Consider the following 22,877-nt stretch of genomic DNA (forward strand, 5'->3'; position numbering starts at 1 on the left):
ACCGGTTGGCATCACCCGTCCGGGCGTATGACGACGATCACATGAACTCCGGCGGGCGCCCTTGACGGGCGGCGCCGTGCAGGAATAGAAGCCTCAGGGCTCGAGGTGCTCGGTCGCCACGACGCGGCCCTTGCGGTGGTGCACCACGAGCATCGCGCCGGGCTCGAGGAAGACGTCGGGCACCTGCAGGGCGTCGAGCACGGTCGGCAGGACCGGGCGGTGGGTGCACAGCACCGCGCCGCCCCGGTCGAGGTTGCTGTCGAGGAGGCCGTCGACCAGGTCGACGACGCCCTCGAGCGTGGCGTCCTCCTCGCTCAGCTCGTCGTACTGCTTCACCGGCCAGCCGGTCACGTCGGCGTACGGCACCACCGTCTGCACGCAGCGGGTGCTGGAGGAGGTGTGGGCGACCGTCACGTCGAAGGCCGCCAGGATCGGCACCAGCCGCTGCGCCTGCGTCTCGCCGGGCCGGACGAGCGGCCGCAGCCGGTCGTCCTTGCGCCACCCGCTGCGCGAGCGGGCCTTGGCGTGGCGGAGCACGACGAGCGCCCGGGTGCGGCGCCGCAGCGGGCGCGCCTCGGCCAGGGTGTCGCGGTCGTAGGAGTAGGTCAGTCGCTCCTGGGCGTCCTTCCACGGCACCCACTCGACCGCGTCGATCTCGGCGTTGGGGCGGTAGCGCGAGACGTCGTCGCTGCCGACGACCCGGGCGGTCCAGTAGTCGACCGACTTCCAGCGGCCGTTGGACATGCGGTAGCGCTGCTGCGCCAGCGCCGGCCCGAGGCGTACGTCGAGCCCGGTCTCCTCGGCCACCTCCCGCACCGCCGCGGTCACCACGTGCTCGCCGCGGTCGAGCTTGCCCTTGGGGAAGGACCAGTCGTCGTACTTGGGGCGGTGCACCAGGAGCACCTCACCGCCCTTGCGGGTCACCACGGCACCGGCAGCGCGCACGTCGCGGGGCTCCATGGAAGTAGTCTCACACCCACCCGACCCTCGCGAGGAGCCCCGTGCCACATCGTGTCGTCCCGCGCGTGGCGCTGGCCGTCGCGGCGACCCTCGCCGTCGTGGCCGCCGGGCTCGTCGCCTGGCGTTCGCTGACGCCCGCGACGCCGCTCGCGCGGGCGATGGAGCTCGCGCCGGCCGACGCGACGCGCTTCTCGTGGACGGACTGGGAGGGCGTACGCCGCGAGCTGGGGGTCGACGTCGACGCGGGCTCCTCGGCCGGGGAGGTCGACGCCTTCCTGTCCGAGGCCTTCGCCGCCGACCTGTCCTCGATGTCGGCGCTCGGGACGTCGGCGGGGGTGATGCAGGAGGAGCTGGGCTTCTCCCCCGCGACCGTGTCGTGGGAGCTCCTCGCGCAGTCCGGCTCGGGTGCGGTCGAGGTGCTGGGCGTCGACGACGCCGTCGACCTGGACGCGGTGGCCGACCGCCTGGCCGAGCTGGGCTGGACCGAGCCCGAGGAGGCCGACGGCGTGTGGGTCGGCGGTCCCGACGTGCTGGCGGGGACGGGTTCGATGCTGACCCCCGAGCTGCAGCACGTCGCGCTGCTCGCCGACGAGGGCCTCGTGCTGACCTCCGACCAGGCGCCCTACCTCGAAGAGGTGCTGGAGGCCGACGACGGCCCCGAGGACCTCGCCGAGCTGGCCGGGTCGCTCGAGGAGCCCCTGAGCGCGGCGGTGTACGACGGCGCCTACGCCTGCGAGCACCTCGCGATGTCGCAGGCCGACGACGACGCACAGGCCGAGGCCGACCAGCTCGTCGAGGCGGCGGGCCAGGTGCACCCGCTGACCGGCTTCGCGATGGGTGTGCTGCCGGGAGGCGACGTACGCGCCGTGATGCAGGTCGAGGACGCCGACGACGCGCCCGGCGACGCGGAGGCGCGCGCCCGGCTCGCGGCCGGATCCGCGCCCGGGCAGGGCGGGGAGTTCACCGACCGGTTCTCGGTGGAGCGGGCCGGCTCGGAGGGCCGCGAGGTGGTGCTCGACCTGCGACCGGCCGAGGGCACCTACGTGCTCTCGGACCTCACGAGCGGCCCGGTGCTGTTCGCCACCTGCTGAGCGGCGGGAGTCAGTCCTGCGGCTTGCGGGGCGTGACGCCGAGGAGGCGGTCGATCTCCTCCTGGGAGAGGTGCTCCTCGGACTCGCTCGCGGCGATGATCAGCGTGGTCGTCAGCTCGACCTCGCCGAGGAGGTCGCCGTCCTCGAGGGTCACGTCGAACTGGTCGTGCATCGTCACCCTCCTGACGTCCTCGGTATCCCTACAGGCCATTCGACTGTAGGCGTTCGTTCCAAGTCTGACCGACGCCTGGCGCCGCGACATGACCCGAACGAGTCAAGTGTGCCCCGAAATCGAGTCTGGCCCCACCCCGTTGAGGGGGAGGAGCCAGACTTCTTGATCAGATCTGGAACTCAGTCCAGCGTCAGCCGATCAGAGCGGACGGACGTTCTCCGCCTGCGGGCCCTTGGGGCCCTGCGTGACGTCGAACTCGACCTTCTGGTTCTCGTCCAGCGACTTGTAGCCGTTGGTCTGGATGGCCGAGTAGTGCACGAAGACGTCGTCGCCGCCGTCCTCCTGCGCGATGAAGCCGAAACCCTTCTCGGCGTTGAACCACTTAACGGTGCCCTGAGCCATGGTGCTCGTTACTCCTCTGTAGGGGCGAGAGCCGCCACTTCGACGACCCGCACCAGATGCGGTGACACGCCGCTTGAGACTCACGAGCTGGCAGGGCCCGAAGAACAAACGCCGTTGGATCACAAACTCCGCGGGCGTCGACCTGCTGGAACTTGCACCTGTTGCACGACAAACACTACCAAGAAATCGCCCCACGTCACCGGTCACCGTCCACCTGTAGATGAACAGGCGACCAACGGGCCTGCCGGGATCAGGCGTACCGGCCCGCCGAGTCGTCGCTCTGCTCGGCGCCACCACCCAGGACGACCGCCGCAGCCACCTTGCGCCAGGCGACCACGACGGTGGCCCCGGCGCCGGAGTCGGGGTCGACCACCGGCAGCCAGCCGGTCGAGTCGGTGCCCACGTGGCCGACCTCCTCGCGAACCGCTGTCTCGTTCTCGGCGGCGATCCTCCACCGTTGGGTCCAGCCGTCGCCGTACAGCATGAGGTAGGCCATGGTCATGCTCCCCCCGGGCTGGACCAGCCCGTCGGTGACGGCCGCTGCCAGGAACCACCGTCGTCGCTCCAGCGCGCCATCGATTCGTGGACGACCGGGGCGTCGGCCGGTCGTGCCTGGACGAGGACGAGTGTCCGGAGTCTCGCGAGCTGTCGGTCGTCTGCGTGGATGGCGCGCTCTGCCAGGAGGCGCGCCGGGCGGTTCGCCCCGGCGACGAGCTCGGCGCGGGACCGGATGAGGGAGGCGTGGGTGTAGGCGATCAACCGATCCACGAACAGCCGGTCCAGTGCTTCGCCGCGCGCTTCGGCGACGACCTCGGGTCCGGCGACCGGAGGACTCGCCGCCTCGAGGCCCCCCCAGCCGTGCAGGACGGCTGAGACCTCCGCGCAGCGGTCGACCTGGAGCGACAACGCCTCGCGCGCCAGGGCTCGGACCTCCGGTCGCGTGCTGCGGGTCGCACCGGCACAGACCGCCATGATCGGCGCCAGTGCCGCGACCGCGCCTTCGAGGTAGAGCAGGTCGCTGGCGTTGCCCGCCTGCCTCGCCCGCCCGTCCGCTCCCGGACGTGGCGCCCGAGCCCAGGTGATCACGACGACCTCCCCACGGCGCGTCGGGGCAGAGCCGCACGTGCGTCGGCCACCCGCACCCCCGCGGACTCCACGCCCGCACGGCTGGGCGGCTCCGCGGACGGGAGCGCCACCAGCTCCTCGAGCGCGTGGACCACCTCCGACGGGGTCGGCCCCCGCACACCCTCGAGGACCTGCAGCAGGCTCGTGACCGAGTCGGCGACGCCGAAGTTCTGGCCGGCAGCCAAGCGTTCGTGCTGCACCATCGGTCCGAGGCGACGAGCGGTGAGGATGCCCTGGGCCAGCGCTTCGGCGTCGTCCGGCTCCACGAGCACCAGAGCACCGCAGTCGGTCTCCGGAAGTCCACCGTCGCGCGAGGCGACCACACGGCATCCGGCGTGCTGGGCCTCGATCGACAAGATCCCGAAGGTCTCGTGCCAGTACTGCGCGTTCGACGGCATCACGACCACGTCGTGCTCGACGAGCAACGACGCCATCTCGGCCGGGGTGCGCCGAGCAGGGACGAGCACGAGGCCGGGGTGCGATCGCAGCAACCGCTCGATGATGGCGCCCTGGGGCTTGTCTGCACCCGCGGTCGTCACCGTGACGGAGACGGCGCCCGGATCGAACAGGTCGGTGTGCAGGGCCGAGAGCAGGGTGTAGATGCCCTTCTCGGGCGCGAGCCGTCCAGCGTACAGCACCCGCGTCACCCCGGCGTCAGTGTCAGCCCGGGGCCTCGAGGCGAACTCCCGCTCGGCGAACGGGTAGACGACCTGGATCGTGTCGAGGCCGACGTCGAGGAAGTCAGCCCAGAGCGCGGCTGCGAAGCGACTGGTCGCGATGAGCGTGCGGTCGCGCGTCCCGGCCACGACCGACGCGTGCGCGTGCTGTCGCAGCGGCGGTGGCACGTGCAGGATCTGGTAGGCAGGTCGCCGGGTGGGCGTCGGCGGGGCTTCGCTGACGAACACCAGGGTGTCGTCCAGACGCCCCAGGTCGCCGAGCGCGGCGACCGAGTGGAAGGGAACGTCGTCGAACTCCTCACGGCCGTCAGCGATCCCCAGGCCGATGGTGACCACGCGAGCGTCGACCCCCCGCCGGTTGAGCTCGCGCACGTGACCGGCCGTGAAGTTCTCCGACCCACCCGTGCCGGCCGGCAGGCGCTCTCCCGGTGACCAGACGAACGAGATCATCGAGCACCTGACCTCGGTGCGTGGTCCTCACGAGCTGTGGGCTGGGCCGTGCTGAGCTGCGAGGTCATCTCGCCACCACCTGAAGTTGCTGCCCACGTCAGCGGCCGCACGCCTCGGGACCGAGGCACGGACCTGCCGCCGGCAGTCCACTGCCCACCTTAGCGCGATCGCGGCTGCGATCGCGGGTGCGCGCGTTCGTCAGGCTCAGGCGTGCAGCCCACGCAGCACCCGGTGGAAGGCGGCCTTGCCCTCCAGGCCGATGCCCGGGCGGTCGTCGAGCCGCACCCGGCCGCCCGCCACCACGGCGTCGTCGGCGAAGCCGCCGGTGGGCTGGAACTCGCCGGGGTAGGACTCGTTGCCGCCGAGGCGCAGGGCCGCGGCGATGTGGAGGGAGAACTGGTGCCCGCCGTGCGGGATGCAGCGGCGCGAGGACCAGCCGTGCTGGGCGAGCATGTCCTGGATACGGCGGTACTCCACGAGGCCGTAGCTCAGCGCCGGGTCGACCTGGATCCAGTCGCGGTCGGGGCGCAGGCCGCCGTAGCGGACGAGGTTGCGGGCGTCCTGGAGGGAGAACAGGTTCTCCCCGGTGGCGATCGGGCCGCGGTAGTGCTCGGCGAGGGTGGCGTTGAGCCCGTAGTCCAGCGGGTCGCCGACCTCCTCGTACCAGAACAGCCCGTAGGGGTCGATCGCGCGGCCGTAGGCGAGCGCGGTGTCGAGGTCGAAGCGGCCGTTGACGTCGACCGCCAGCCGCGACCCGTCGCCGCCGAGCACGTCGATGACGGCCTCGATGCGCCGCAGGTCCTCGGCGAGGTCGGCGCCGCCGATCTTCATCTTGACCACCTCGTAGCCTGCGTCGAGGAAGCCGCGCATCTCGTCCTGGAGGTCGCCGAGCGTCTTGCCCGGTGCGTAGTAGCCGCCCGCCGCGTAGACGAAGACGGACTCGTCGGACCCGCCGTCGCCGTAGTGGTCGGCGATCCAGCGGTGCAGCGGCACGCCGGCGACCTTGGCGGCGAGGTCGTGCAGCGCCATGTCGACGACGCCCACCGCGACCGACCGCTCGCCGTGGCCGCCGGGCTTCTCGTTGCGCATCATCACGTCCCAGGCGGCCGTCGGCGACAGGCCGCCGCGCTCGTCGAGCAGGCTGTCGGGGTCGGCCTCGAGGAGGCGCGGCAGGATGCGCCGGCGCAGGATCTCGCCGGCGGAGTAGCGCCCGTTGGAGTTGAACCCGTAGCCGACGACCGGCTCACCGTCGACCACGACGTCGCTCACCAGCGCCAGCACGGAGCAGTCCATGGTCGAGAAGTCGATGAAGGCGTTGCTCATCGACGAGCTGATCGGGATGGTGCCCTCGTGGGCGGAGACGATCCTCATGACGCAGATCTTATAAGATCGCCTGGTGGCCGACTCCCCCACCGCCAGCAAGGCCGACATCGCCTACGCGCGCATCCGCCAGCAGATCCTCGACGGCAGCCTCGAGGCCGGCTCGCCCCTGGCGCAGTACGACCTCGCCGCCGAGCTGGGCATCAGCATCACACCGCTGCGCGAGGCCGTACGACGACTCAGCGGGGAGGGCTGGATCCGGCTCGACACCCACCGCAACGCCCGCGTCGCCGAGCTCGACCTCCACCAGGCCCGCCAGCTGCTCGAGGCGCGGCGCGCCCTGGAGCCCGCGGCCGTCGCGCTCGCGGCCGAGCGCCGTACGGAGGAGGACGTCGTACGCATGCAAGCAGCGCTGGGGCGGCTCAGGCCGGTCACCCGGAAGTGGGGCGAGGCGGCGCTCACGGCGCACCGCGAGGTGCACCGGGCCCTCTACTCGGCCTCGCACAACGACGTCGTGGTGCGGATCCTCGACGACCTCTGGGACAAGTCGGACCGCTACCGCCGCGTCGGCCTGCAGCTGCCCCCGGGCGGCGAGGACCGCACCCGTGACTTCGAGGAGCACCACGAGCTGGTCCGGCTCGTCGTCGGGCGCGACGCGGCCGCCGCCGCCGAATTGATGTCAGCTCACATCGACCACAGCCTCGCCGCCGCCGTGGTCGCGACCGCGCCCGACGACGTGCCCGCCGGCTGAGCGGCAGCGTCCGGCGTACAACCGGCCGTGGCGCGCCTGGACGATGTCACGGACCAGGCTCAGGCCGAGCCCGGTCTGCGAGCGCCCGTCCGTCGGTCCGGCCGGGGTGCGCCCCGCGTTGACGGCCGCCGCGAGGTCCGGGGCCAGGCCGGGGCCCGAGTCGGCGACACCCATCCAGAAGTGCTCGCCGTCCCGGGTGGCGATCAGCCGCACCGTGTCCTCGGAGCCGGTGTAGCGGAGCGCGTTCTCGATCAGGGTGTCCAGGCACGCCCGGAGGTGCTCGGCGGACCCCTGGACCGTGCCGGCATCCGCCTCGACGACCCACCTCCGGTCGGCGACCGGGGAGAACCTCCGGGCCGTCGCGTGAAGCAGCCGATCGACGTCGGCGGGGCCGGCGACCATCAACGCCCCGGTCGGCGGAGTCGGCTGAGCCGTCACCAGGTCGATCGAGGGCCGAAGGGCGGGGTCACATTGACCCACACGTCGTCGTCGTAGTGGACGTCGCGGAGGCGTCCGTGCTCGGTGGGGTCGGGCGCGAGGCGCATGCGGGACATGGCGCGCGCACACCACAGCAGGAACGCAGCCAGTGACGGCGCGATCGCGGCGGTACCGACGTCCTGGCCCGGCAGGTCGGCCACCGGGTCGTTCCACTCGACCCGCCAGACCTCCGGGCCCACCGAGGCGCAATCGACGTGCACGCCCCGGCCGAAACGTGACTCCGTGAACACCGGCAGCCAGCCCGGGCGCCACGAGTCGGGTCCCAGTGCGCGGGTCCTCGCCTCCCGGTTGGCGAGCGCGACCTCCGCAGCCGACACGACCGGCTGGAAGCGCAGGCGCGGCAGGAACCGGAGCCCCTCGTCGCCGCCCCCGGCGTTGGCCTCGAGTCCGTCGGCGATCCGGTAGAGCTCGCGGACCTGGGGTGGTAGCGGCATCCCGACCAGGGCCTCGGCCAGGTCGAGGTCGGCGTCGGAGGCGGGCGGCCTCAGCTGCTCCACCGCGCCGCTGTCGAGCGACCGATGCAGCTCCACGATCTCGGCGAAGGCGTCGGCCACCGATTGGCCGCGCCAGTCCGAGAGGTCGACGCCACCGTCCTGTGGCACCGTCGCTACCCGCGGCCCGTCCGGACCGTTCCACCCGGCCGGCTCGCGCCACAGGCCGCGCTCCGGGTCGAACGTGAACTCCTCGACGAAGCGCACACAGCCATCCCAGTAGTCATCCAACGACGGCGCTATCGGTTCGACCAAGGTCGCTTCCCAGAAGACGTTCCACACCGATCCGGTGACCTCGTCGACGGCGATGACGTGACCAGGGTGGGCCACCAACAGGGGCCACCAGGAGTCCTCCCAGGGGGCTCCGGTCTCCGCGGCCGTCTCGCTCAGCTCGTCGCGCAGCCGGCGTGCCTCGTCGGCGGCGGGCAGCTCGAGGCCCGGGACCAGGCACGGGCGGGTGCCGCCGTACCTGCGGCTCCACTCGGCCACGTCCAGCCCGTCCAGGACGGTGTAGACCCCGGCGACCACCTCGGGAACGCGTGCCGAGGGCCTCCCGGCTACGAGAAGTGCTTCGTCGAGGCCCTTCGAGGCCACGACCGCGAGGAGCTCGCGCAGGTCAGCCACGACGGATCCCACGTGTAGACATCACGAGCGCCGAAGAAGCCGCCCGGAGCAGCAGCACGCCACCGAGGAGCACCTTGAGGTTTCCGCGTGTTCCCGGCTCGATCCGCGAGGTTCCGGGACGCTCCCACGAAAGACCTGTCAGCAACACCCACAGCGTTGTGACCGCGAGGCTCAACGTCACAGCCGCCAGCAGGGAGGGATAGGCGTCCGAGACCGTGAGGGCGGCGGCGCACGACCATCCCAGCAGCAACGCAGCACGCGGGTCGAAGGGCGAGGGGTTCGGCTCAGCTTCCGTTGCACTCACCTCCCGGCCGATGAACCCTGCATGTCCCATGAACGCGATCAGCGACCCGAGCGCGTCGGTCCATGCTGCGGCCTGGCCCCCGTTGACCACTGAGAGATTGTCCGCGCAGTCACCCACGGTTTCGCTCGCGGGCACAACGGGCGCGCCTCAAGAGAGACCGAACGGACCCGTCCAGACCAGCCCGAACAGACCAGACGCCATGGCACGCCCGGGCGTGGACGACCACGCACACACCGTGCTACGTCAAAGATGGTCCGCCGCGGGGACCTGACCTCGCGGGCGGCGGGGTGCCGATGCGCGCGGCCGGCACACGGTGCTCCCTGTTCCTGCCCCGCCATGTCCTGCGGCCCGGCCCCTTCTGAAAGGATTCGCAGCAGGAGCATGGGTTGACCCGAGGACTGTCGGATCGACGTCCATGTCCCGGGCCTCTAGCTCAATTGGTAGAGCAGCGGACTTTTAATCCGTTGGTTCAGGGTTCGAGCCCCTGGAGGCCTACCAGCTCAAGATCCGTTCACCAGTCGTAGCGCTCGATGCGCAGGGTCGCGGTGCCCGTCGCCCGCGGGCCGGCGTACACGAAGAAGGTCGCCTCGCCGAAGAGCCAGTCCGACGACAGCCAGAAGTCGTCGACGGTGCCGGGCGGGCCGCCGTTCGAGCCCGACGAATCACCCCGCGACCACCCGACGTGGAAGAGCGTGTCGGCCGCGAAGGTCGAGTCCGCGAACGACACGTCCACGCGATCGCTCTCGATGGAGTAGCCGGCGTCGTACGGGACGACGGTGACCTGTCCCGGCCTGGCGACCGAGACGTCGACGTCGGTGGTCCAGAGCGTGTCGCCCTCGCCGAGGGGCGTCTCCACCGTCTCCGTCTCGGGCGCCACCAGCGCTGTCACGAGCCGGATCGAGCCGGTGTCGTCGCACGGGTTGACGGACATCACCAGGTCACCGGTGCGGTAGGTCCACAGCACGGGCGGGTGCTGGCCGCTGTTCGCGGACGGCGAGACCATCGTCCAGAGCGTGGTGTCGTCCGGGAAGTCCAGGTTCTGGCGCACGCACAGCGCACCGTCCGAGTCGAGGACCTCGACGGAGAAGACCTGCTCCGCGGTCGCGATCGGCACGCGCACGTGGGTCGAGGCGTCCGGGACGCCGCCCAGGTCGTAGGGCACGGCGGGGCCGTCGACGGTGGCTGTCAGCATGCCGGGCGCGGAGGCGAAGTAGCGCGCCTCGGCCGGTCCGAACGGGTAGGAGACGAGCTGGGTGTAGGTGCCTGCTGCGGTCGGCGAGATGGTCGGCGACGTCGTGTAGGTGTCGATCGGCGAGCCGTCGGGGCCGAAGAACTCCTCGGCCAGGTGGGCCGGGCCGTTGTCGGAGAACGTGACGGTCAGTCCCGCCGGGACCGCGGTCCGCACCACCGCCACCCGCCCGGGCTGCTCGAGCGAGACCTGGTCGGTCCGGTCGAGATCCACGTCGGCGACCCGCGCCGACAGCAGCACCTGGCCGGGCCGGTCGACGACGTCGTGGGAGGGCGGGGTGAAGCGCAGGGTGTACGCCCCGGTCTCCGGCAGGCGCCAGACGTGGCCCTCCCGTTGCAGCCGCCCCCAGCGGGGTACGACGTCGCCGGACGGCGCGACGAGCGTCGGTGTGCTGCGCGGGAGCGCGCCGGTCTCGGGCGGGCGCGCGTACTCCGAGACCACGGACCCGGCATCGCCGTCGAAGACCACCTCCACCAGCTGGCCGGTCAGCGTGCTGGCGAGGTCGACCGCCGGCCCGTCGACCTCGAGGGGGACCACCTGGGGCGTGGACAGGGTGAAGGCCGCCGTCTCCGCGGACCAGGTGCCGTCGCGCGTGAGCCTGATCCTGTGGATGCCTGGCTCGGTCGCGGTGTGGGTGTCGGCGTCCCACGAGACCGGCTCCTCCTGGCCCGACGGGCTGATCGCGGTCACCGTCAGCCACTGCGGACCGACCCACGTCCACCGCTGCCCGGGCTCGAGGTCCACGAGGAGGTCCAGGGTGGCCTCGTCCACCTCGAAGTCGATGGTCCCGCTGGTGTCCAGCTCGACGGGGAAGGACGGGGCGGGGTCCGGGTCGGGCGTCGGGTCCGGGTCGGGCGTCGGGTCCGGATCGGGCGTCGGGTCCGGGTCGGGCGTCGGGTCCGGGTCGGGCGTGGGGTCCGGGTCAGGTGTCGGCTCGGGGGCGGGCTGCGGCCCGGGGTCGGGCGCGGGCGGGGTCGGGAGCGCGGCGACCGTCACCTCGGTCGTGGCGGCAGCCTGTCGGGCACCGTCGTCGCGCGCCGCCCAGCGCAGCTGCCAACCGGGTTGGCCGACCACCGTGTCGACCCAGGAGCCGTCGGCCGCGACCGGCACGGTGCCCGCGGCTGCCCAGGTCCCGTCCGCCAGCCGGTGCTGCCGGTCGAGCAGGACGCCGCCCAGCTGGGGCGCTGCCCCGGTGACCCGCGTCGCCACGGCGCCTCCGGCAGCGGCGTCGTACGACACCCCGGTGAGCAGCAGCGCCGGGGCCCACGTCGCGCGGACGTCGACCCGGCGCGATCGCGCTTTCGGCTGGCCCTTGCGGCGCGGCAGGAGCACGCGGAACGTGCTGTCCCCGCGAGTGGGGACAACGCTGAGGTCGTAGCGCCCGGAGCGGTTCGTGCGGGCGGCCGCGACGCGGCGCCAGCCCTCATCGGTCCTGGTCTCCAGGCGCACCCGGGAGCGCGGTGCGGCGTGGCGCACCCTGCCGCTGACGACGACCGGCTTTCCGGCGGCGACGGTCGAGGGCCGGACCCGGATCCCGACCGACGGAGGGGCAGCGGGCCGGGCGGCGGCCGTCTCCGGCACCGGGACGGCGTACGACGGCGCCGCAGGTACCGCGACCGCTGCCCCCACCAGTGCCGTGACGCACCACGTCGCCAGTCGTCCCACCGCACACCCCCGAGCCGGGCGCACCTGACGCGGGTCCCGATCGACGGGCCGGTGGGCGCTGGCTGATTCCAGCACGCGCACGGCCCGCCGACAAGACTCCCCTGACGGTGAACCCGCGCCCGTCCGGTCGAGATCACACGCGCACGGACTTGGGTGGGTTTGGCCCGGCCGGGGAGAATCGGCGGTACGCCCGCCCGACCAGCACGACCGGAGTCACATGTCCGCGCCCTCTGCCGCCGTCCTCGAAGCACCGACCGGGAGCCAGGCGACGGAGCGTCGCCCGTACGGATTCCTCCTGGCCAACGCCGCACTCATCGGGTCCGTCACGTTCATCGCCAGCTGGATGCTGGACCGGCCCGTCGCCGACCCCGAGGGCAGCTTCCTGGGGCCGTCGTGGGTGCGCCTCCCGGTGCTCTGCCTGACGGCGATCGTGCTCGACCTCGTCCCGCGCGCGCTCTGGGAGGGGCGGCTCGACCCGGCCCGCACCGTCGCCGCGGCCCGGCACCGGCTGCGTACGCACTGGACCCGCGCCCGCCTGCAGCTCGTGGTCGTCGGCATCTCGGGCTTCTACGTCGTCTACGTCGCCTACCGCAACCTGAAGTCGCTGCTGCCGCTGGTGCGCGACGTGAAGTACGACAGCGAGCTGCGCGTGCTGGACCGCCTCCTGCTGCTCGGCCACGACCCCGCGACCCTCACCCAGGACATCTTCGGCACCGGGCTGGCGGCGCACCTGCTCTCCGCCGTCTACCTCGCCTACATCCCCCTCGTGGCGATCCTGGTGACCGTCTGGCTGGTCTGGTCGCGCAACATCGCCCACGGCTGGTGGTTCGTCACCGCCCAGGGCATCGCGTGGACGCTCGGCACGGTGTCCTACTACCTGCTGCCGACGCTCGGCCCGGGAATCATGTACCCCTGGCTGGCCAGCGACCTGACCCCCAACGCCACCTCCGACCTGATGGACTCCCTCGTCTACTCACGCCACGGGTTCCTGTGGGGCGAGGGCGACTACCAGGGCGTCGCCGGCTTCGCGAGCCTGCACACCGCCATCGCGCTGCTGTGGGCGCTGATGGCCCACGCCACCGTCCGCAGCCGGGCGATCCGCACCGTCTTCTGGGTCAACTTCGCGCTCACCGTCGTGGCGACCCTCTACTTCGGGTGGCACTACATCGCCGACGACCTGGCGGGGGGTGCGATCGCGATCATCGCCTTCCGGGTCGCGGCGCGCGCGACGGGCCACGACCGTCGCGGGGCGCCGGCCGAGGTCACCGCGCGCTGACGCGGACGGCGTACGCCGCTGGGCTCAGGCGCTGCTGAGCTCAGGCGCTGCTGGGCTCAGGCGCCGCCGACGCGGTCGGCAGGCACGCCGCGCACGCCGGAGTCGGTGAGCTCGGCCTCGTGGGCCGCGGCCGCCTCGAGCTCCTGGCGACGCGTCTCCTCCATCATCGCGCGGGTGGCGTCGTAGATCCCCGGGTCGGAGACCAGGTCGGCCGCCCCGCGCCGGAGCCGGGCGAGCGCCGCGCGGGCGAAGATCTGCTGCTCGGTCGTGGTGCGCTCGGAGCGGTTGTTGCTGACGAAGGTGATCGCCCACCGCATCAGCGCGGAGACCTGGTTCTTGAAGCCGGTGAGGTACACCAGGTGGACGCCCAGCCACATCAGCCACGCCACGATGCCGGTCAGGCGGAGCTTGCCGACCATCGCGACCGCGCGGAAGCGGCTGATGATGGCCATCGAGCCCTTGTCGAAGTACTTGAACGGCGGCTGCGGCGCCTTGCCCTCGAGCCGGTTGTCGATCTCCTTGGCGGCGTACTTCGCGCCCTGGATCGCGACCTGCGCGACGCCGGGGAGGTTGTCGAGGGCGATCATGTCGCCCACCACGAACACCTCCGGGTGGCCGGGGAGGGTGAGGTCGGGGTTGACCGCGATGCGGCCGGCGCGGTCGAGCGGGGCGCCGGTCTGCTCCGAGAGCGTCTTGCCGAGCGGGTTGGCCTGCACGCCGGCGGCCCAGATCTTGGCGACGGAGTTGATCCGCTCGACGCGGCCGTCCTTGAACTTCACGTCGAGGCCGCGCTCGTCGACGTCGGTCACCATCGCGCCGAGCATCACCTCGACGCCGAGCTTCTCCAGCTCGCTCTTGGTCTTCTCGCCGAGCTTGCTGCCGAAGGGCGGCAGCACCTGGCCGGCGGCGTCGATGAGCACGATGCGCGCGGTGCGGGTGTTGATCGCGCGGAAGTCCTTGCGGAGCGTGCGGTGCGCCAGCTCGGCGATCTGGCCGGCCATCTCCACGCCCGTGGGGCCGGCGCCGACGACGACGAAGGTGAGCAGGTGGTCGACGTCGTCACCGCGGGTGGCACCGAGCTCGGCCATCTCGAAGGCGCCGAAGATCCGGCCGCGGAGCTCGAGGGCGTCGTCGATGCTCTTCATGCCGGGCGCGAACTCGGCGAAGTGGTCGTTGCCGAAGTAGGACTGGCTGGCGCCAGCGGCGACCAGCAGGGAGTCGTACGACGTCACGGTGTCGCGGCCCAGGACCTGCGAGGTGACCGTCTTGGCGGTGAGGTCGATGCCGGTGACCTCGCCGAGGATCACCTTGGCGTTGTCCTGGCTGCTCAGCACCTCACGGGTGGGCGGGGCGATCTCGCCCTCGGACAGGATCCCGGTCGCCACCTGGTAGAGCAGCGGCTGGAAGAGGTGGTGCGTGGTCTTCGCGATGACGGTGACGTCGACGTCGGACCTCCGCAGCGCCTTGGTGCCGAAGAGGCCGCCGAAGCCGGATCCGATGACGACGACCTTGTGACGGGGTGACTGCGTCGCGGTCGTCGAGGTCATGGAAGCTCCTGGGGTCGAAGGTGCGTCGTGCCGTCCACTGCCACGTCCATTGTCCTCCTCGGGCGTGCGCGGGGCGAAACGCCGGGCGAGTCTGCTTGCTCACACCCACTACCCCGACTCCGGAGAAACTATGGTGACGTCGAGGTTTGAACCATCCGCTACTGGGCAATCATGGCCCCACTGGACTGTCCGCCCCGCTCGTCTCCCCCGTTGAAAAGAGTCCCAGTGCCGCTGAGCTCCGAGTTGACGCTCGCGTCCTCGCCGCGCGCTGCGGCCGACGCACGTCGCTGGGTCGGCGACGTGTGCCTGCGCCTCGATCGGCCCGACCTCGTCGAGTGCGCCGAGCTCGGGGTGTCGGAGCTGGTGGCCAACGCGATCCTGCACGCCGCCGCGCCCTACAAGGTCCGCGTCCGCGGCACCGCCTCCCACCCGCGCATCGAGGTCGTCGACGGCTCGCCCCGCCCGCCGGTGCCGCCCACGCCGGTCGAGGGCGACGACCTCGACCTGCTGCTCACCTTCGGCCGCGGCCTGGCGATGGTGGCCCAGTGCGCGGTCGCCTGGGGCGCGACGATCGAGTCCGACGGCAAGATCGTCTGGTTCGAGCCGGCGCCCGAGATGGCCGACTCCGGGTCCGCCGAGTGGGTCATCGACCACCACGACCGCGACCGGCCCGAGCCCACCAGCGAGGGCGCGGTCGACGTACGCCTCCTGCGCATCGACGTCCCGCTCTACACCTCGCTCAAGCAGCAGTACCACGAGCTGCGCCGCGAGCTGCGCCTGCTGTCGCTCTCGCACCAGTCCGACTACCCGCTCGCCGGCGACCTGACGTCGATGTTCGCCAACTTCGAGCGGCAGTTCCCCGACACCTTCCGCGAGCAGATCCACCAGGCGGAGACGCGGGGCCTGCCGGAGGTCGACGTGGCTTTCCCGATGGTCCGCGAGGCCGGTCCCATCTTCGTGACGATGACCGAGATGTTCGACGTCGCCGACGCGTTCTGCCGGGCCGAGCGGTTGCTGTCGATGGCCCGCACCCCACGCCAGCGCGCCCTGCACAACTGGTTGCTCACCGAGCTCGTCCACCAGCTCGACGGGGCGACCGCCCGGCCGTGGGACGGCAGTCCCGGCTCGGCAGCGCCGTCCACGAGCCGGGTCGGGTGACCCGCCGACCGCTCCGGGCCGTCGACGTCCTGTTCGTCGCTGCCGGCGGCGCTGTCGGCGCCGTGCTGCGCCACCTCGTCGACGCGAGCGCACCGGACTCCCTGTTCCCGTGGCAGACGCTGGCGATCAACGTCGTCGGGGCGTTCGCCCTCGCGATGCTGCCGGTCCTCGCCGCCGTACGCCGCTCGCATCGGGTCGCGGCCGCCCTCGGCCCCGGCCTCCTGGGCGGCTTTACCACGGTGTCGGCCTGGGCCGGGCAGACGCGCGACCTCGCCGCCGGCGGCCACGTCGTCGTCGCCGGCGCCTACCTCGCCCTCACCCTCGCCGCGGGACTGTCCGCCGCCGCGCTCGGCCGGCACCTCGCCCGCCGGCCGGAGCCCGACGAGGCCCTCGGATGAACACCCGGATGAGCGGGGTCCGCGGATGAGCGAGGCCCTGCTCGTCGCCCTCGGCGCCGCGGTGGGCGCCCCGCTGCGCTACGTCGTGGCGCGGCTCGACGGCTACGTCCCGCGCGGGATGCTCGCCGTCAACACCGTCGGCTCGGGCCTGGTCGGGCTGTTCGCCGCGCTGTCGCTCGGCCAGGCCGCGTGGGCACTGCTCGGCATCGGGTTCTGCGGCGGCTTCACGTCGTTCTCGACCTTCGCCGTGCAGGCGGTCGAGCGCCCGACGCGAGCGGCCGTCGGCTACGTCGTCGCCACGACGGTGCTCGCGGTCGGGGCGTGCGCTCTCGGCTGGCTGGTCGGCACCGCGCTGGTCTGACCGGCGGCGTCAGCCCCAGCCGAGCTCGTGGAGGCGATCGTCGTCGAGCCCGAAATGGTGGGCGACCTCGTGGACGACGGTGATCCGCACCTCCTCCTCGAGGTCCTCGACGGTGTCGGCCATGTCGAGCAGCGGACCGCGGAAGAGCAGGATCCGGTCCGGCAGCATGCCGGCGTGGTTGGCCGGCCGCTCCGTGAGCGCCAACCCGTCGTAGAGCCCGAGCAGGTCGGGGTCGTCGGCGGGCGCCTCCGGCTCGACGAGGACCACGACGTTGTCCACGAGCCGGGCGAGGTCGTCCGGGAGCCCGTCGAGGGCACGCTCGACCATGGCGTCGAACGCGGCGGGGTCGAGGTCGATCGGCATGGCGCCAGCCTAGGAGCGCCGGCGAAACGACGCGGACGGGCCCGACCTGGGCCCGAAATGACCGGAGGAGTGAGCCTGGCGGCTCACTCCTCCGGTCATGCGTTGGCGACCCCGACGGGACTCGAACCCGCGGCCTCCGCCGTGACAGGGCGGCGCGCTAACCAACTGCGCTACGGGGCCAGGATGCTGCGTGCTCCTCCGGTCGTGCTGGTGAAGCGGGTGGAACTCTAACCCATGCTCTTCGGTGACACCCAATCGGCGTCGACCCCCGGCCGGGTCGCACCCCCAACCGGATTCGAACCGGCGCTACCGCCGTGAAAGGGCGGGGTCCTGGGCCGCTAGACGATGGGGGCCAGCTCGTCCGGGACGGACCCGATCGAGCAGCGCCCAGCATAGGGGTTGCGGCCGCGGCGCTCCCAACCGTCACCCCGCGAAAGGCGGATCACCGACCGACCCGTGGACGACTTTTGGCAGACACGCCACGACTTGCCACAGGTTTGACTAATCTTGACTCGTGAGCACTGACCGGCAGCTGCGATTCCTCGTGGTCGATGACAACGAGGACATCCGCGACGTCTTCTGCCGGCTGGTCGAGCGGGCGGGCCACGAGGCCGCGACGGCGTACGACGGCCAGGACGCCGTCGAGACGCTCGAGCGGGAGAAGTTCGACGTCATGCTGCTCGACCTGACCATGCCCCGGATGACGGGCGTCGAGGTCGTGCGCTGGCTGCGCGACCGGCCCGACGTCGCGCCCGACCTGCGCATCGTCGTCATCTCCGCCTGGGCCGGCGAGAACCGCGCGGTCCTCCAAGAACTCGGCATCACGACAGTCATGCAGAAGCCGCTGCGCATCCAGCAGCTGACCGACCTGATAGCCGAGACACTGCGCGACCTGGAGCCCTGACCCCGACCCCCTGTCTGCACCACGGACGACGGACTCCGCGTGGTGTCCCCTGTACGCCGCCCGGCGTGCACCACCCCACCCCACCCTGGAGAAACATCATGATGAACCGCATCCGCACCGCCATCGAGGCCAAGCGCGCCGCCCACCACCTGCAGGCTGCCTACGGGTGGCGTCCGGCGCCGCCGCGCGGCTGACTCCTGCGCCAGCTCGCGTGACCCACGTGCAGTGGCTCGCATGAACAGCGTCGAGTCGGCCGGTGGCCGGCTCGGCGCTGTTCTGTCTGCCCCTCGCGGCGGAATGGTCCAGATCGGCCGCCACGGACCATGGCTCGCGACGACCCCATCACTCGTCCGGCGAGTGCTGACCGACCCCGCCTGCTTCGACTTCCCCTCGGACGTGAGTCGCAGCAGCGATCTCTCCGGGAGCACCGGCGAGTCCCGTTCCGGGCACACGATCTTCGCCCCACTGTCACCGGACCAGGTGTCCACGGGTGCGGCAGTCTTCGGGGAGGAGTGGCGCGCGGCCCTCGCCGACCATGTCCGCACGTCGGGCGACCCCTACGACGCCATGCTCCTGCTGCGACGCCCCGTGGCAAGGTCCACGACCGCTGCGGTCCTGCCAGGGCTCCCGGCTGCGCAGCGCAACGCGATCGGCGACCTCACCCTCGCCTGGATCGACGCCCTCGGACCGGTCATCGCGGCCCGCCGACCGCCGGCGCGCTGGAGCCGTTTGCGCAGGCGCGAGACGCTTGCCCGCCGCGCGCTCGAGGATGCGCTCCGCGCCGTGCCGGGCCTGGCCCCGCCCGGACAGCTCGCGACGATGCTCGCCGCCGGCATCCAGGTGCCGATCGCCGCCGGCGCCTTCCTTCTGGCCTGGATCGCTCAGCACGACTCCGTCGACGTCGATCCGGCCGACGCCGTCTGGGAGACCCTGCGCCTGACCCCACCGACGTGGATCACCGCGCGGATCACGACGCGGGAGGTCGAGCTCGCGGGAACCACGATCCCCCCGGGGCGCGTCGTCTTCGTCAGTCCTCTGCTCCTGGGTCGCTCGAGCGATCTGGTCCCAGGCGAAACCGAGACCCTGCCACGGTTCGATCCCGACCGCTGGCGCGACCACGCCCAGCGGCCTGGCGCCTGGCTGCCCTTCGGAGCCGGTCCTCACTCGTGCCCCGGGCGGTCGCTCGGCATGGCCCAGCTGATCACCCTCGCCCAGTGGGGCCTGGCCCACGGAATCACCTTGAGCGAGGAGGTGTCGATAGACCAGAGTCGGGGCATCTTCCCCGCACCCTGTCGCTTCACCCTCGCCCCGAGAAGGGAGGCGCCACTGTGAGCCAGCACGTCTCCCTGCAGGACCTCGCGGAGCCGGCGCCGCCGTCTCACCAGGCGACCGCCCTCGCCATGACGGTCCTCGCCGGCGACATCAGCGTGGAGGACGCGGTCGACCGGGCCACCACGCATCTCATGCTCGACAGCCGGGTGGACGCCGTGGTCGCTGCGCTGACCACCCTTCCGCCCCACGACCGGACGGGGTGGGCGGACCTCGGCGGCCGCGCTTGGATACGGGAGTGGTCGCGCCCCGGCACGTCCGTCAGCATCGCGCCTCCCCCGGGCGCGGGGCCCGAAGACGCCCTGAGCATGCCCTGGCTCTCCCAGATCGGGCGCACCGGTGTCGCGGTGCTCGTCGACCGGGAGGCCCTGCCGGACGAGGCTGCCCAGGACCGGGCCGAGCTCGAGTCGATCGGGGTGCGCGCCCTCGCGATGACGGCGTTCCTTTCCGGCGGCCGGATGTACGGCAGCATCGCGATCACAAGCGCGACCGCGGGACCCTGGGTCCAGCAGACCATCGAGGACTTCAAGCTCCTCGCCTCCGCCATCACCGCCCGCCTCACCCTTGAACAGTCCCGTCGCTCGCTGGCGGAGGCGATCGAGGCGGGTGCCGAGGCGCAGCTCGCCACGCAGCAGCTGTTCGGCGCGGTGGGGCACGAGCTGCGTACGCCGTTGTCCGCGATCCTCGGCTACACCGAGGGCCTGCTCGACGACGCCGAGCACGGGACCGCGGACGACGTGGCGGCCGGCATGAAGCGCGACGGACCGGTCATCGTCCGCTCCTGCGAGCGGCTGCTCACGATCGTCGACAGCCTGCTGGGTGCGGGACGCGCCATGTCGGCCGACGACCAGCGCCAGGAGGTCTCCGTGGCCGACGCGGTCGCCGACGTCATGCACTGGCACCGGACCCCAGCCCGCACGGCCGGCGTCGACATGCAGGCGCACGTCGACCCCCGCCTCGCCGCGTGGGGACACCCCTCGGCGATCCGGCAGGTCCTCGCCAACCTCCTGGGCAACGCGATCGTCCACCACCGGCCCACCGGCGGCACCGTCCATCTCACCGCCGAGGAGCTGGTCGGCGAGAGCGCGAAGCCGATGCTGCGCATCATCGTGCGCGACGACGGGCCGGGCCTCACCCCCGACCAGCTCGCGCACGTCTTCGAGCCGTTCGTGCGCTTCGCCGCGCCGACCACCCAGGGAAGCGGGCTCGGGCTCTCCCTGTCGCGCACCATCGCGGAGCGCGAGGGCGGCGCCGTCCGGGGCGAGTCGACGCCGGGCACCGGGTCGTCGTTCTGGCTCGAGCTCCCCGCCTACCGACAGCGCGCTTGAGCCGATTCCCGCCTCCCCACCGGGCTCATGTATCCTCGTCCCGCTTGGGCAGGTAGCTCAGTTGGTACGAGCGATCGCCTGAAAAGTGATAGGTCGGCGGTTCGACCCCGCCCCTGCCCACAAGCACAGAAGGGCCCCGGTCACGTCCCGACCGGGGCCCTTCTGCATGCCCGGTCCAGTCCGGACGGACGTGTCCGCGTCGAGCGCCTACCGTGGGGTCGTGCCCGAGGTCGAGGAAGGCACCTTCAGCAACGGCGTGCCCTACCTGCGCACGGGTCAGGGCCCGGCGCTCCTCGTCGCGGCCGGGCTCACGACCGAGCACGCCAACCCCACGGGCGCGGTCCGTCGGGCGTCGCTCACCTGGGCGGCACCGTTCGCCCGCCACTTCACCGTCCACCTGGTCAACCGGCGCCCGGGCCTGGCCGCAGGCACGTCGATGTCGGACCTCGCCGCCGACTACGCCGACGTGATCGAGCAGGACCTCGGTGAGCCGGTCCTCCTCCACGGGACCTCGACGGGCGGCTCGATCGCGCTGCAGCTCGCGGTGGACCGGCCGGAGCTCGTACGCCGTCTCGTGCTCGCCGCGGCGGCCTGCCGGCTCTCCGCCGAGGGGCGGCAGGTGATGGCCGAGGTGGCGCGGCTGACGGCGGCCGGTGACACGCGCGCCGCGACAGCCGCGATCATGGCCGCCGGGACGCCGCCCCGGCTCCGCGTGCTCACCCGCCCGGCCGGATGGGTGATGGGGCAGTTCACCCCTCGCGACCAGCGCGACATGCTCGTCACCATCGCCGCCGAGGACACGTTCGACGTGGAGCCCCGACTGGACCGGACAACGGCACCGACCCTCGTCCTGGGCGGGACGGCCGACGGCTTCTACACCCGCGACCTGTTCGAGCGGACCGCCGCAGGCATCTCGCAGGGAAGGGCGGTCGTCTGGGAGGGCAGGTCGCACGTCGGGGTGGCCGGAGGCAAGGTCCCGGCCGCGGTGGCGCTGGGGTACCTCCTGGCCTGACAGGCTCCGGCAGGATGGGGCGGTGCTCCCCCGCCTCGAGGTCGTCCGACGCCTGCGCCCGGTCGACCTGGTGGCTGCCGGGTCGGCGCCGGTCGAGACCGACTCCGCCGGCGAGGTCGCGGTGCCGGTGGTTGCCCCCTACGCCGCGGCGACGACGAACGGCCTCGACGGCCCGGTGGCGATGCACCTGGGCGACCACCGGTTCGCCGCGTCGTTGGACGACGGGTCGGTGTCGCTCGAGGTCCCGGGGGCCGGGACGCTCCGCAGCCGCCGCTTCCACCGCGCCGAGGGACCGACCGGCCTGGGCCTGACCCTGACCGGGACGCACGTGACGGCCTGGAGCCGCGAGGCGGCGGGCTGGGTGGCCCGGGCCCGGCACGACCTCCGGGAGGTCGCCGCCGAGGGCACCGGCCTGCAGGTCGACACCCGCGACGAGACCGCCCTGGCCGGGTTCCGGGTGGAGCTCCCGCCGGGCGGCGGGGTCGCCGGGGCGTTCGGCCAGCTCGGCCTCCGGGACACCCGGTTCGTCACCGGCGAGGACGGCCGCCCGGTGCGCGACGACGGGGCGCTGTGGCTGACGGCGACGTCGGCGGGCCCGGGGTTCTTCGACACCGCCCACACCAGTGTGTGGCGCCTCGACCCGGACAGCCTCGACGTCACCCACTCCGCCGACCTGTTCTTCCGCAGGCCCGACCGCTCGGGCGTCTTCGGCGACCACGCCACCCACCTGCTCCGCTCCGACGGCGGCTGGCTGGTCGCGACCAGCACGTGGGGCGACTTCGAGGCGCCGACGACCCGCGCGGGACGTCGTACGCCGGCGGGGTTGCGGGTCACCCTCGCCGCGTCGGGCGACGACCTCCTGCGCGGCGCGCACGTGCTCGACACCCGCGAGCTCCCGCTGCCCGTCGACGGGCTGGCGTCCATCGCCACGTGGGACCCCCACCTCGTACGGCGCGACGGCACGTGGCTGGTCGGATTCGTCAGCGCGCGCCGGTTCTTCGACTTCCACCCCGCCCTCGCGGCCGGACCGAGCCTCGACGACCTGCGCCTGCTGGGCGCGGCGACCGACCGTACGTCGACCGAGGGCACGACGCTGGTCGACGTCGACGGCCGGCTCGTCGTCCTCGCCAGCGACGGCCGCGACTCCCGGCGGGAGCTGCGCGCCCGGTTCCCGGCGTACGACCTCACGATGACCGAGACGGGGACGCTGGACGCGCCCTACCCGACCAACCTGCCCTGGCCCACGCTCGCGGAGGTGGACGGCGGGTGGCTGATGGTGACGTTCGACGGTCGCGCGGCGGGCGGGAAGCTGCTCGGCTATGGGACCCACGGCGACCTGGTGGTGATGCGGTCCGGGTGACCTGGCGGGACTACTCTGGAGGTGACGGCGGTCACCACCCCTCGACCGCTCTGACCAGGTCC

Annotated in this window: 24 protein-coding genes and 4 tRNA genes; 13 read left to right on the forward strand and 15 right to left on the reverse strand. The window is 72.5% G+C overall.

All coding sequences use genetic code 11. The features are described 5' to 3' along the window. Positions 1 to 93 precede the first annotated feature (93 nt). Complete coding sequence (locus HOO61_RS02040; RefSeq protein ID WP_172256464.1) at positions 94 to 960, reverse strand: NUDIX hydrolase; 867 nt, start codon at positions 958 to 960, stop codon at positions 94 to 96. 41 nt (positions 961 to 1,001) lie between these two features. Here HOO61_RS02040 and HOO61_RS02045 point away from each other — a divergent pair, with 41 nt between their 5' ends. Further along, the gene (locus HOO61_RS02045) at positions 1,002 to 2,051 is read left to right on the forward strand and encodes a hypothetical protein (RefSeq protein ID WP_172256466.1); all 1,050 of its coding nucleotides are present in this window, start codon (positions 1,002 to 1,004) and stop codon (positions 2,049 to 2,051) included. Positions 2,052 to 2,061: 10 nt separating this feature from the next. On the opposite strand, the gene HOO61_RS02050 is transcribed toward HOO61_RS02045, so the two are convergent. The 6 genes from HOO61_RS02050 to HOO61_RS02075 all read right to left on the reverse strand — a co-directional run bounded on the left by HOO61_RS02050 (position 2,062) and on the right by HOO61_RS02075 (position 6,248). Further along, positions 2,062 to 2,223 (reverse strand): hypothetical protein, encoded by a 162-nt coding sequence (locus HOO61_RS02050; protein ID WP_172256468.1) that lies wholly within the window; start codon positions 2,221 to 2,223, stop codon positions 2,062 to 2,064. A gap of 198 nt (positions 2,224 to 2,421) precedes the next feature. After that, positions 2,422 to 2,625 carry a cold-shock protein gene (locus tag HOO61_RS02055; RefSeq protein ID WP_045548871.1) on the reverse strand — a complete coding sequence of 68 codons (204 nt, stop codon included), beginning with the start codon at positions 2,623 to 2,625 and terminating at the stop codon, positions 2,422 to 2,424. Positions 2,626 to 2,875: 250 nt separating this feature from the next. Further along, entirely contained in the window at positions 2,876 to 3,121 is a 246-nt protein-coding gene (locus HOO61_RS02060; RefSeq protein ID WP_172256470.1) for a hypothetical protein, read from the reverse strand. A 2-nt stretch (positions 3,122 to 3,123) separates the two neighbouring features. Further along, entirely contained in the window at positions 3,124 to 3,711 is a 588-nt protein-coding gene (locus tag HOO61_RS02065; protein ID WP_172256472.1) for a hypothetical protein, read from the reverse strand. Further along, positions 3,708 to 4,877 carry a glycosyltransferase family 4 protein gene (locus HOO61_RS02070; protein WP_172256475.1) on the reverse strand — a complete coding sequence of 390 codons (1,170 nt, stop codon included), beginning with the start codon at positions 4,875 to 4,877 and terminating at the stop codon, positions 3,708 to 3,710. The genes HOO61_RS02065 and HOO61_RS02070 overlap by 4 nt, the downstream gene beginning before the upstream one ends. Positions 4,878 to 5,081: 204 nt before the next feature. Further along, positions 5,082 to 6,248, reverse strand: a complete 1,167-nt coding sequence (locus HOO61_RS02075) for an enolase C-terminal domain-like protein (protein WP_172256477.1) — start codon at positions 6,246 to 6,248, stop codon at positions 5,082 to 5,084. 25 nt (positions 6,249 to 6,273) lie between these two features. Here HOO61_RS02075 and HOO61_RS02080 point away from each other — a divergent pair, with 25 nt between their 5' ends. Then, a complete protein-coding gene (locus HOO61_RS02080) occupies positions 6,274 to 6,948 on the forward strand; it encodes a GntR family transcriptional regulator (RefSeq protein ID WP_216658516.1) in 675 nt (224 codons plus the stop codon). On the opposite strand, the gene HOO61_RS02085 is transcribed toward HOO61_RS02080, so the two are convergent. Genes HOO61_RS02085 through HOO61_RS02095 form a run of 3 tightly spaced genes read right to left on the reverse strand, consistent with a single transcriptional unit; the run spans position 6,877 to position 9,000 of the window. Next, positions 6,877 to 7,386, reverse strand: a complete 510-nt coding sequence (locus HOO61_RS02085; protein WP_172256479.1) for an ATP-binding protein — start codon at positions 7,384 to 7,386, stop codon at positions 6,877 to 6,879. The two genes, HOO61_RS02080 and HOO61_RS02085, sit on opposite strands and share 72 nt — an antisense overlap. Continuing rightward, positions 7,383 to 8,561, reverse strand: coding sequence for a hypothetical protein (locus HOO61_RS02090; RefSeq protein WP_172256481.1), 1,179 nt, complete (start codon positions 8,559 to 8,561; stop codon positions 7,383 to 7,385). The genes HOO61_RS02085 and HOO61_RS02090 overlap by 4 nt, the downstream gene beginning before the upstream one ends. After that, the gene (locus tag HOO61_RS02095) at positions 8,554 to 9,000 is read right to left on the reverse strand and encodes a hypothetical protein (protein WP_172256483.1); all 447 of its coding nucleotides are present in this window, start codon (positions 8,998 to 9,000) and stop codon (positions 8,554 to 8,556) included. The genes HOO61_RS02090 and HOO61_RS02095 overlap by 8 nt, the downstream gene beginning before the upstream one ends. Before the next feature lie 287 nt (positions 9,001 to 9,287). Here HOO61_RS02095 and HOO61_RS02100 point away from each other — a divergent pair. Next, positions 9,288 to 9,363: transfer RNA gene (locus HOO61_RS02100), tRNA-Lys, on the forward strand. Positions 9,364 to 9,376: 13 nt separating this feature from the next. Here the strand turns inward: HOO61_RS02100 and HOO61_RS23655 are convergent. Next, positions 9,377 to 11,779 carry a hypothetical protein gene (locus HOO61_RS23655; RefSeq protein ID WP_216658517.1) on the reverse strand — a complete coding sequence of 801 codons (2,403 nt, stop codon included), beginning with the start codon at positions 11,777 to 11,779 and terminating at the stop codon, positions 9,377 to 9,379. A gap of 217 nt (positions 11,780 to 11,996) precedes the next feature. On the opposite strand from HOO61_RS23655, the gene HOO61_RS02110 reads away from it, so the two are divergent. After that, a complete protein-coding gene (locus tag HOO61_RS02110) occupies positions 11,997 to 13,055 on the forward strand; it encodes a phosphatase PAP2 family protein (protein WP_172256485.1) in 1,059 nt (352 codons plus the stop codon). A 56-nt stretch (positions 13,056 to 13,111) separates the two neighbouring features. Here the strand turns inward: HOO61_RS02110 and HOO61_RS02115 are convergent, their stop codons facing one another. Next, entirely contained in the window at positions 13,112 to 14,602 is a 1,491-nt protein-coding gene (locus HOO61_RS02115; RefSeq protein ID WP_172256487.1) for an NAD(P)/FAD-dependent oxidoreductase, read from the reverse strand. A 225-nt stretch (positions 14,603 to 14,827) separates the two neighbouring features. Between HOO61_RS02115 and HOO61_RS02120 the strand changes: the two genes are divergently transcribed. From HOO61_RS02120 to HOO61_RS02130, 3 genes are read left to right on the forward strand one after another with little or no spacing between them, the layout of a single operon-like run. Next, positions 14,828 to 15,760, forward strand: a complete 933-nt coding sequence (locus HOO61_RS02120) for an ATP-binding protein (protein WP_172256489.1) — start codon at positions 14,828 to 14,830, stop codon at positions 15,758 to 15,760. Further along, positions 15,757 to 16,158, forward strand: coding sequence for a CrcB family protein (locus HOO61_RS02125; RefSeq protein WP_172256491.1), 402 nt, complete (start codon positions 15,757 to 15,759; stop codon positions 16,156 to 16,158). The genes HOO61_RS02120 and HOO61_RS02125 overlap by 4 nt, the downstream gene beginning before the upstream one ends. Positions 16,159 to 16,183: 25 nt before the next feature. Then, on the forward strand, positions 16,184 to 16,519 hold the full coding sequence (locus tag HOO61_RS02130) for a CrcB family protein (RefSeq protein ID WP_172256493.1): 336 nt from the start codon (positions 16,184 to 16,186) through the stop codon (positions 16,517 to 16,519). 9 nt (positions 16,520 to 16,528) lie between these two features. Here HOO61_RS02130 and HOO61_RS02135 read toward each other — a convergent pair whose 3' ends face one another. The 3 genes from HOO61_RS02135 to HOO61_RS02145 form a co-directional block, all read right to left on the reverse strand. After that, positions 16,529 to 16,882, reverse strand: coding sequence for a metallopeptidase family protein (locus HOO61_RS02135; protein ID WP_172256495.1), 354 nt, complete (start codon positions 16,880 to 16,882; stop codon positions 16,529 to 16,531). 103 nt (positions 16,883 to 16,985) lie between these two features. Next, positions 16,986 to 17,062, reverse strand: a tRNA-Asp gene (locus HOO61_RS02140). A gap of 100 nt (positions 17,063 to 17,162) precedes the next feature. Then, a tRNA-Glu gene (locus tag HOO61_RS02145) sits at positions 17,163 to 17,235 on the reverse strand. 161 nt (positions 17,236 to 17,396) lie between these two features. Here HOO61_RS02145 and HOO61_RS02150 point away from each other — a divergent pair. The 6 genes from HOO61_RS02150 (at position 17,397) to HOO61_RS02175 (ending at position 22,815) form a co-directional block, all read left to right on the forward strand. Beyond that, entirely contained in the window at positions 17,397 to 17,786 is a 390-nt protein-coding gene (locus tag HOO61_RS02150; protein WP_172256497.1) for a response regulator, read from the forward strand. A gap of 396 nt (positions 17,787 to 18,182) precedes the next feature. After that, positions 18,183 to 19,118 (forward strand): cytochrome P450, encoded by a 936-nt coding sequence (locus HOO61_RS24745; protein ID WP_172256499.1) that lies wholly within the window; start codon positions 18,183 to 18,185, stop codon positions 19,116 to 19,118. Then, complete coding sequence (locus tag HOO61_RS02160; RefSeq protein ID WP_172256501.1) at positions 19,115 to 20,443, forward strand: HAMP domain-containing sensor histidine kinase; 1,329 nt, start codon at positions 19,115 to 19,117, stop codon at positions 20,441 to 20,443. The genes HOO61_RS24745 and HOO61_RS02160 overlap by 4 nt, the downstream gene beginning before the upstream one ends. Positions 20,444 to 20,489: 46 nt before the next feature. Then, positions 20,490 to 20,563 (forward strand) — tRNA-Phe (locus tag HOO61_RS02165). Positions 20,564 to 20,663: 100 nt separating this feature from the next. Beyond that, positions 20,664 to 21,455, forward strand: coding sequence for an alpha/beta fold hydrolase (locus HOO61_RS02170; protein WP_172256503.1), 792 nt, complete (start codon positions 20,664 to 20,666; stop codon positions 21,453 to 21,455). 22 nt (positions 21,456 to 21,477) lie between these two features. Beyond that, entirely contained in the window at positions 21,478 to 22,815 is a 1,338-nt protein-coding gene (locus tag HOO61_RS02175; protein ID WP_172256506.1) for a hypothetical protein, read from the forward strand. Positions 22,816 to 22,877 lie beyond the last annotated feature (62 nt).

Origin of the sequence: Nocardioides sp. zg-1230 (assembly GCF_013155335.1) — a bacterium.
Classification (GTDB): Bacteria; Actinomycetota; Actinomycetes; order Propionibacteriales; family Nocardioidaceae; genus Nocardioides.

Coding starts and splice junctions, on each gene's coding strand:
- HOO61_RS02040 (WP_172256464.1), bottom strand. CDS start 960: ATGGAGCCCCGCGACGTGCGCGCTGCCGGTGCCGTGGTGACCCGCAAG.
- HOO61_RS02050 (WP_172256468.1), bottom strand. CDS start 2,223: ATGCACGACCAGTTCGACGTGACCCTCGAGGACGGCGACCTCCTCGGC.
- HOO61_RS02055 (WP_045548871.1), bottom strand. CDS start 2,625: ATGGCTCAGGGCACCGTTAAGTGGTTCAACGCCGAGAAGGGTTTCGGC.
- HOO61_RS02060 (WP_172256470.1), bottom strand. CDS start 3,121: ATGGCCTACCTCATGCTGTACGGCGACGGCTGGACCCAACGGTGGAGG.
- HOO61_RS02070 (WP_172256475.1), bottom strand. CDS start 4,877: ATGATCTCGTTCGTCTGGTCACCGGGAGAGCGCCTGCCGGCCGGCACG.
- HOO61_RS02075 (WP_172256477.1), bottom strand. CDS start 6,248: ATGAGGATCGTCTCCGCCCACGAGGGCACCATCCCGATCAGCTCGTCG.
- HOO61_RS02110 (WP_172256485.1), top strand. CDS start 11,997: ATGTCCGCGCCCTCTGCCGCCGTCCTCGAAGCACCGACCGGGAGCCAG.
- HOO61_RS02115 (WP_172256487.1), bottom strand. CDS start 14,602: ATGACCTCGACGACCGCGACGCAGTCACCCCGTCACAAGGTCGTCGTC.
- HOO61_RS02130 (WP_172256493.1), top strand. CDS start 16,184: ATGAGCGAGGCCCTGCTCGTCGCCCTCGGCGCCGCGGTGGGCGCCCCG.
- HOO61_RS02135 (WP_172256495.1), bottom strand. CDS start 16,882: ATGCCGATCGACCTCGACCCCGCCGCGTTCGACGCCATGGTCGAGCGT.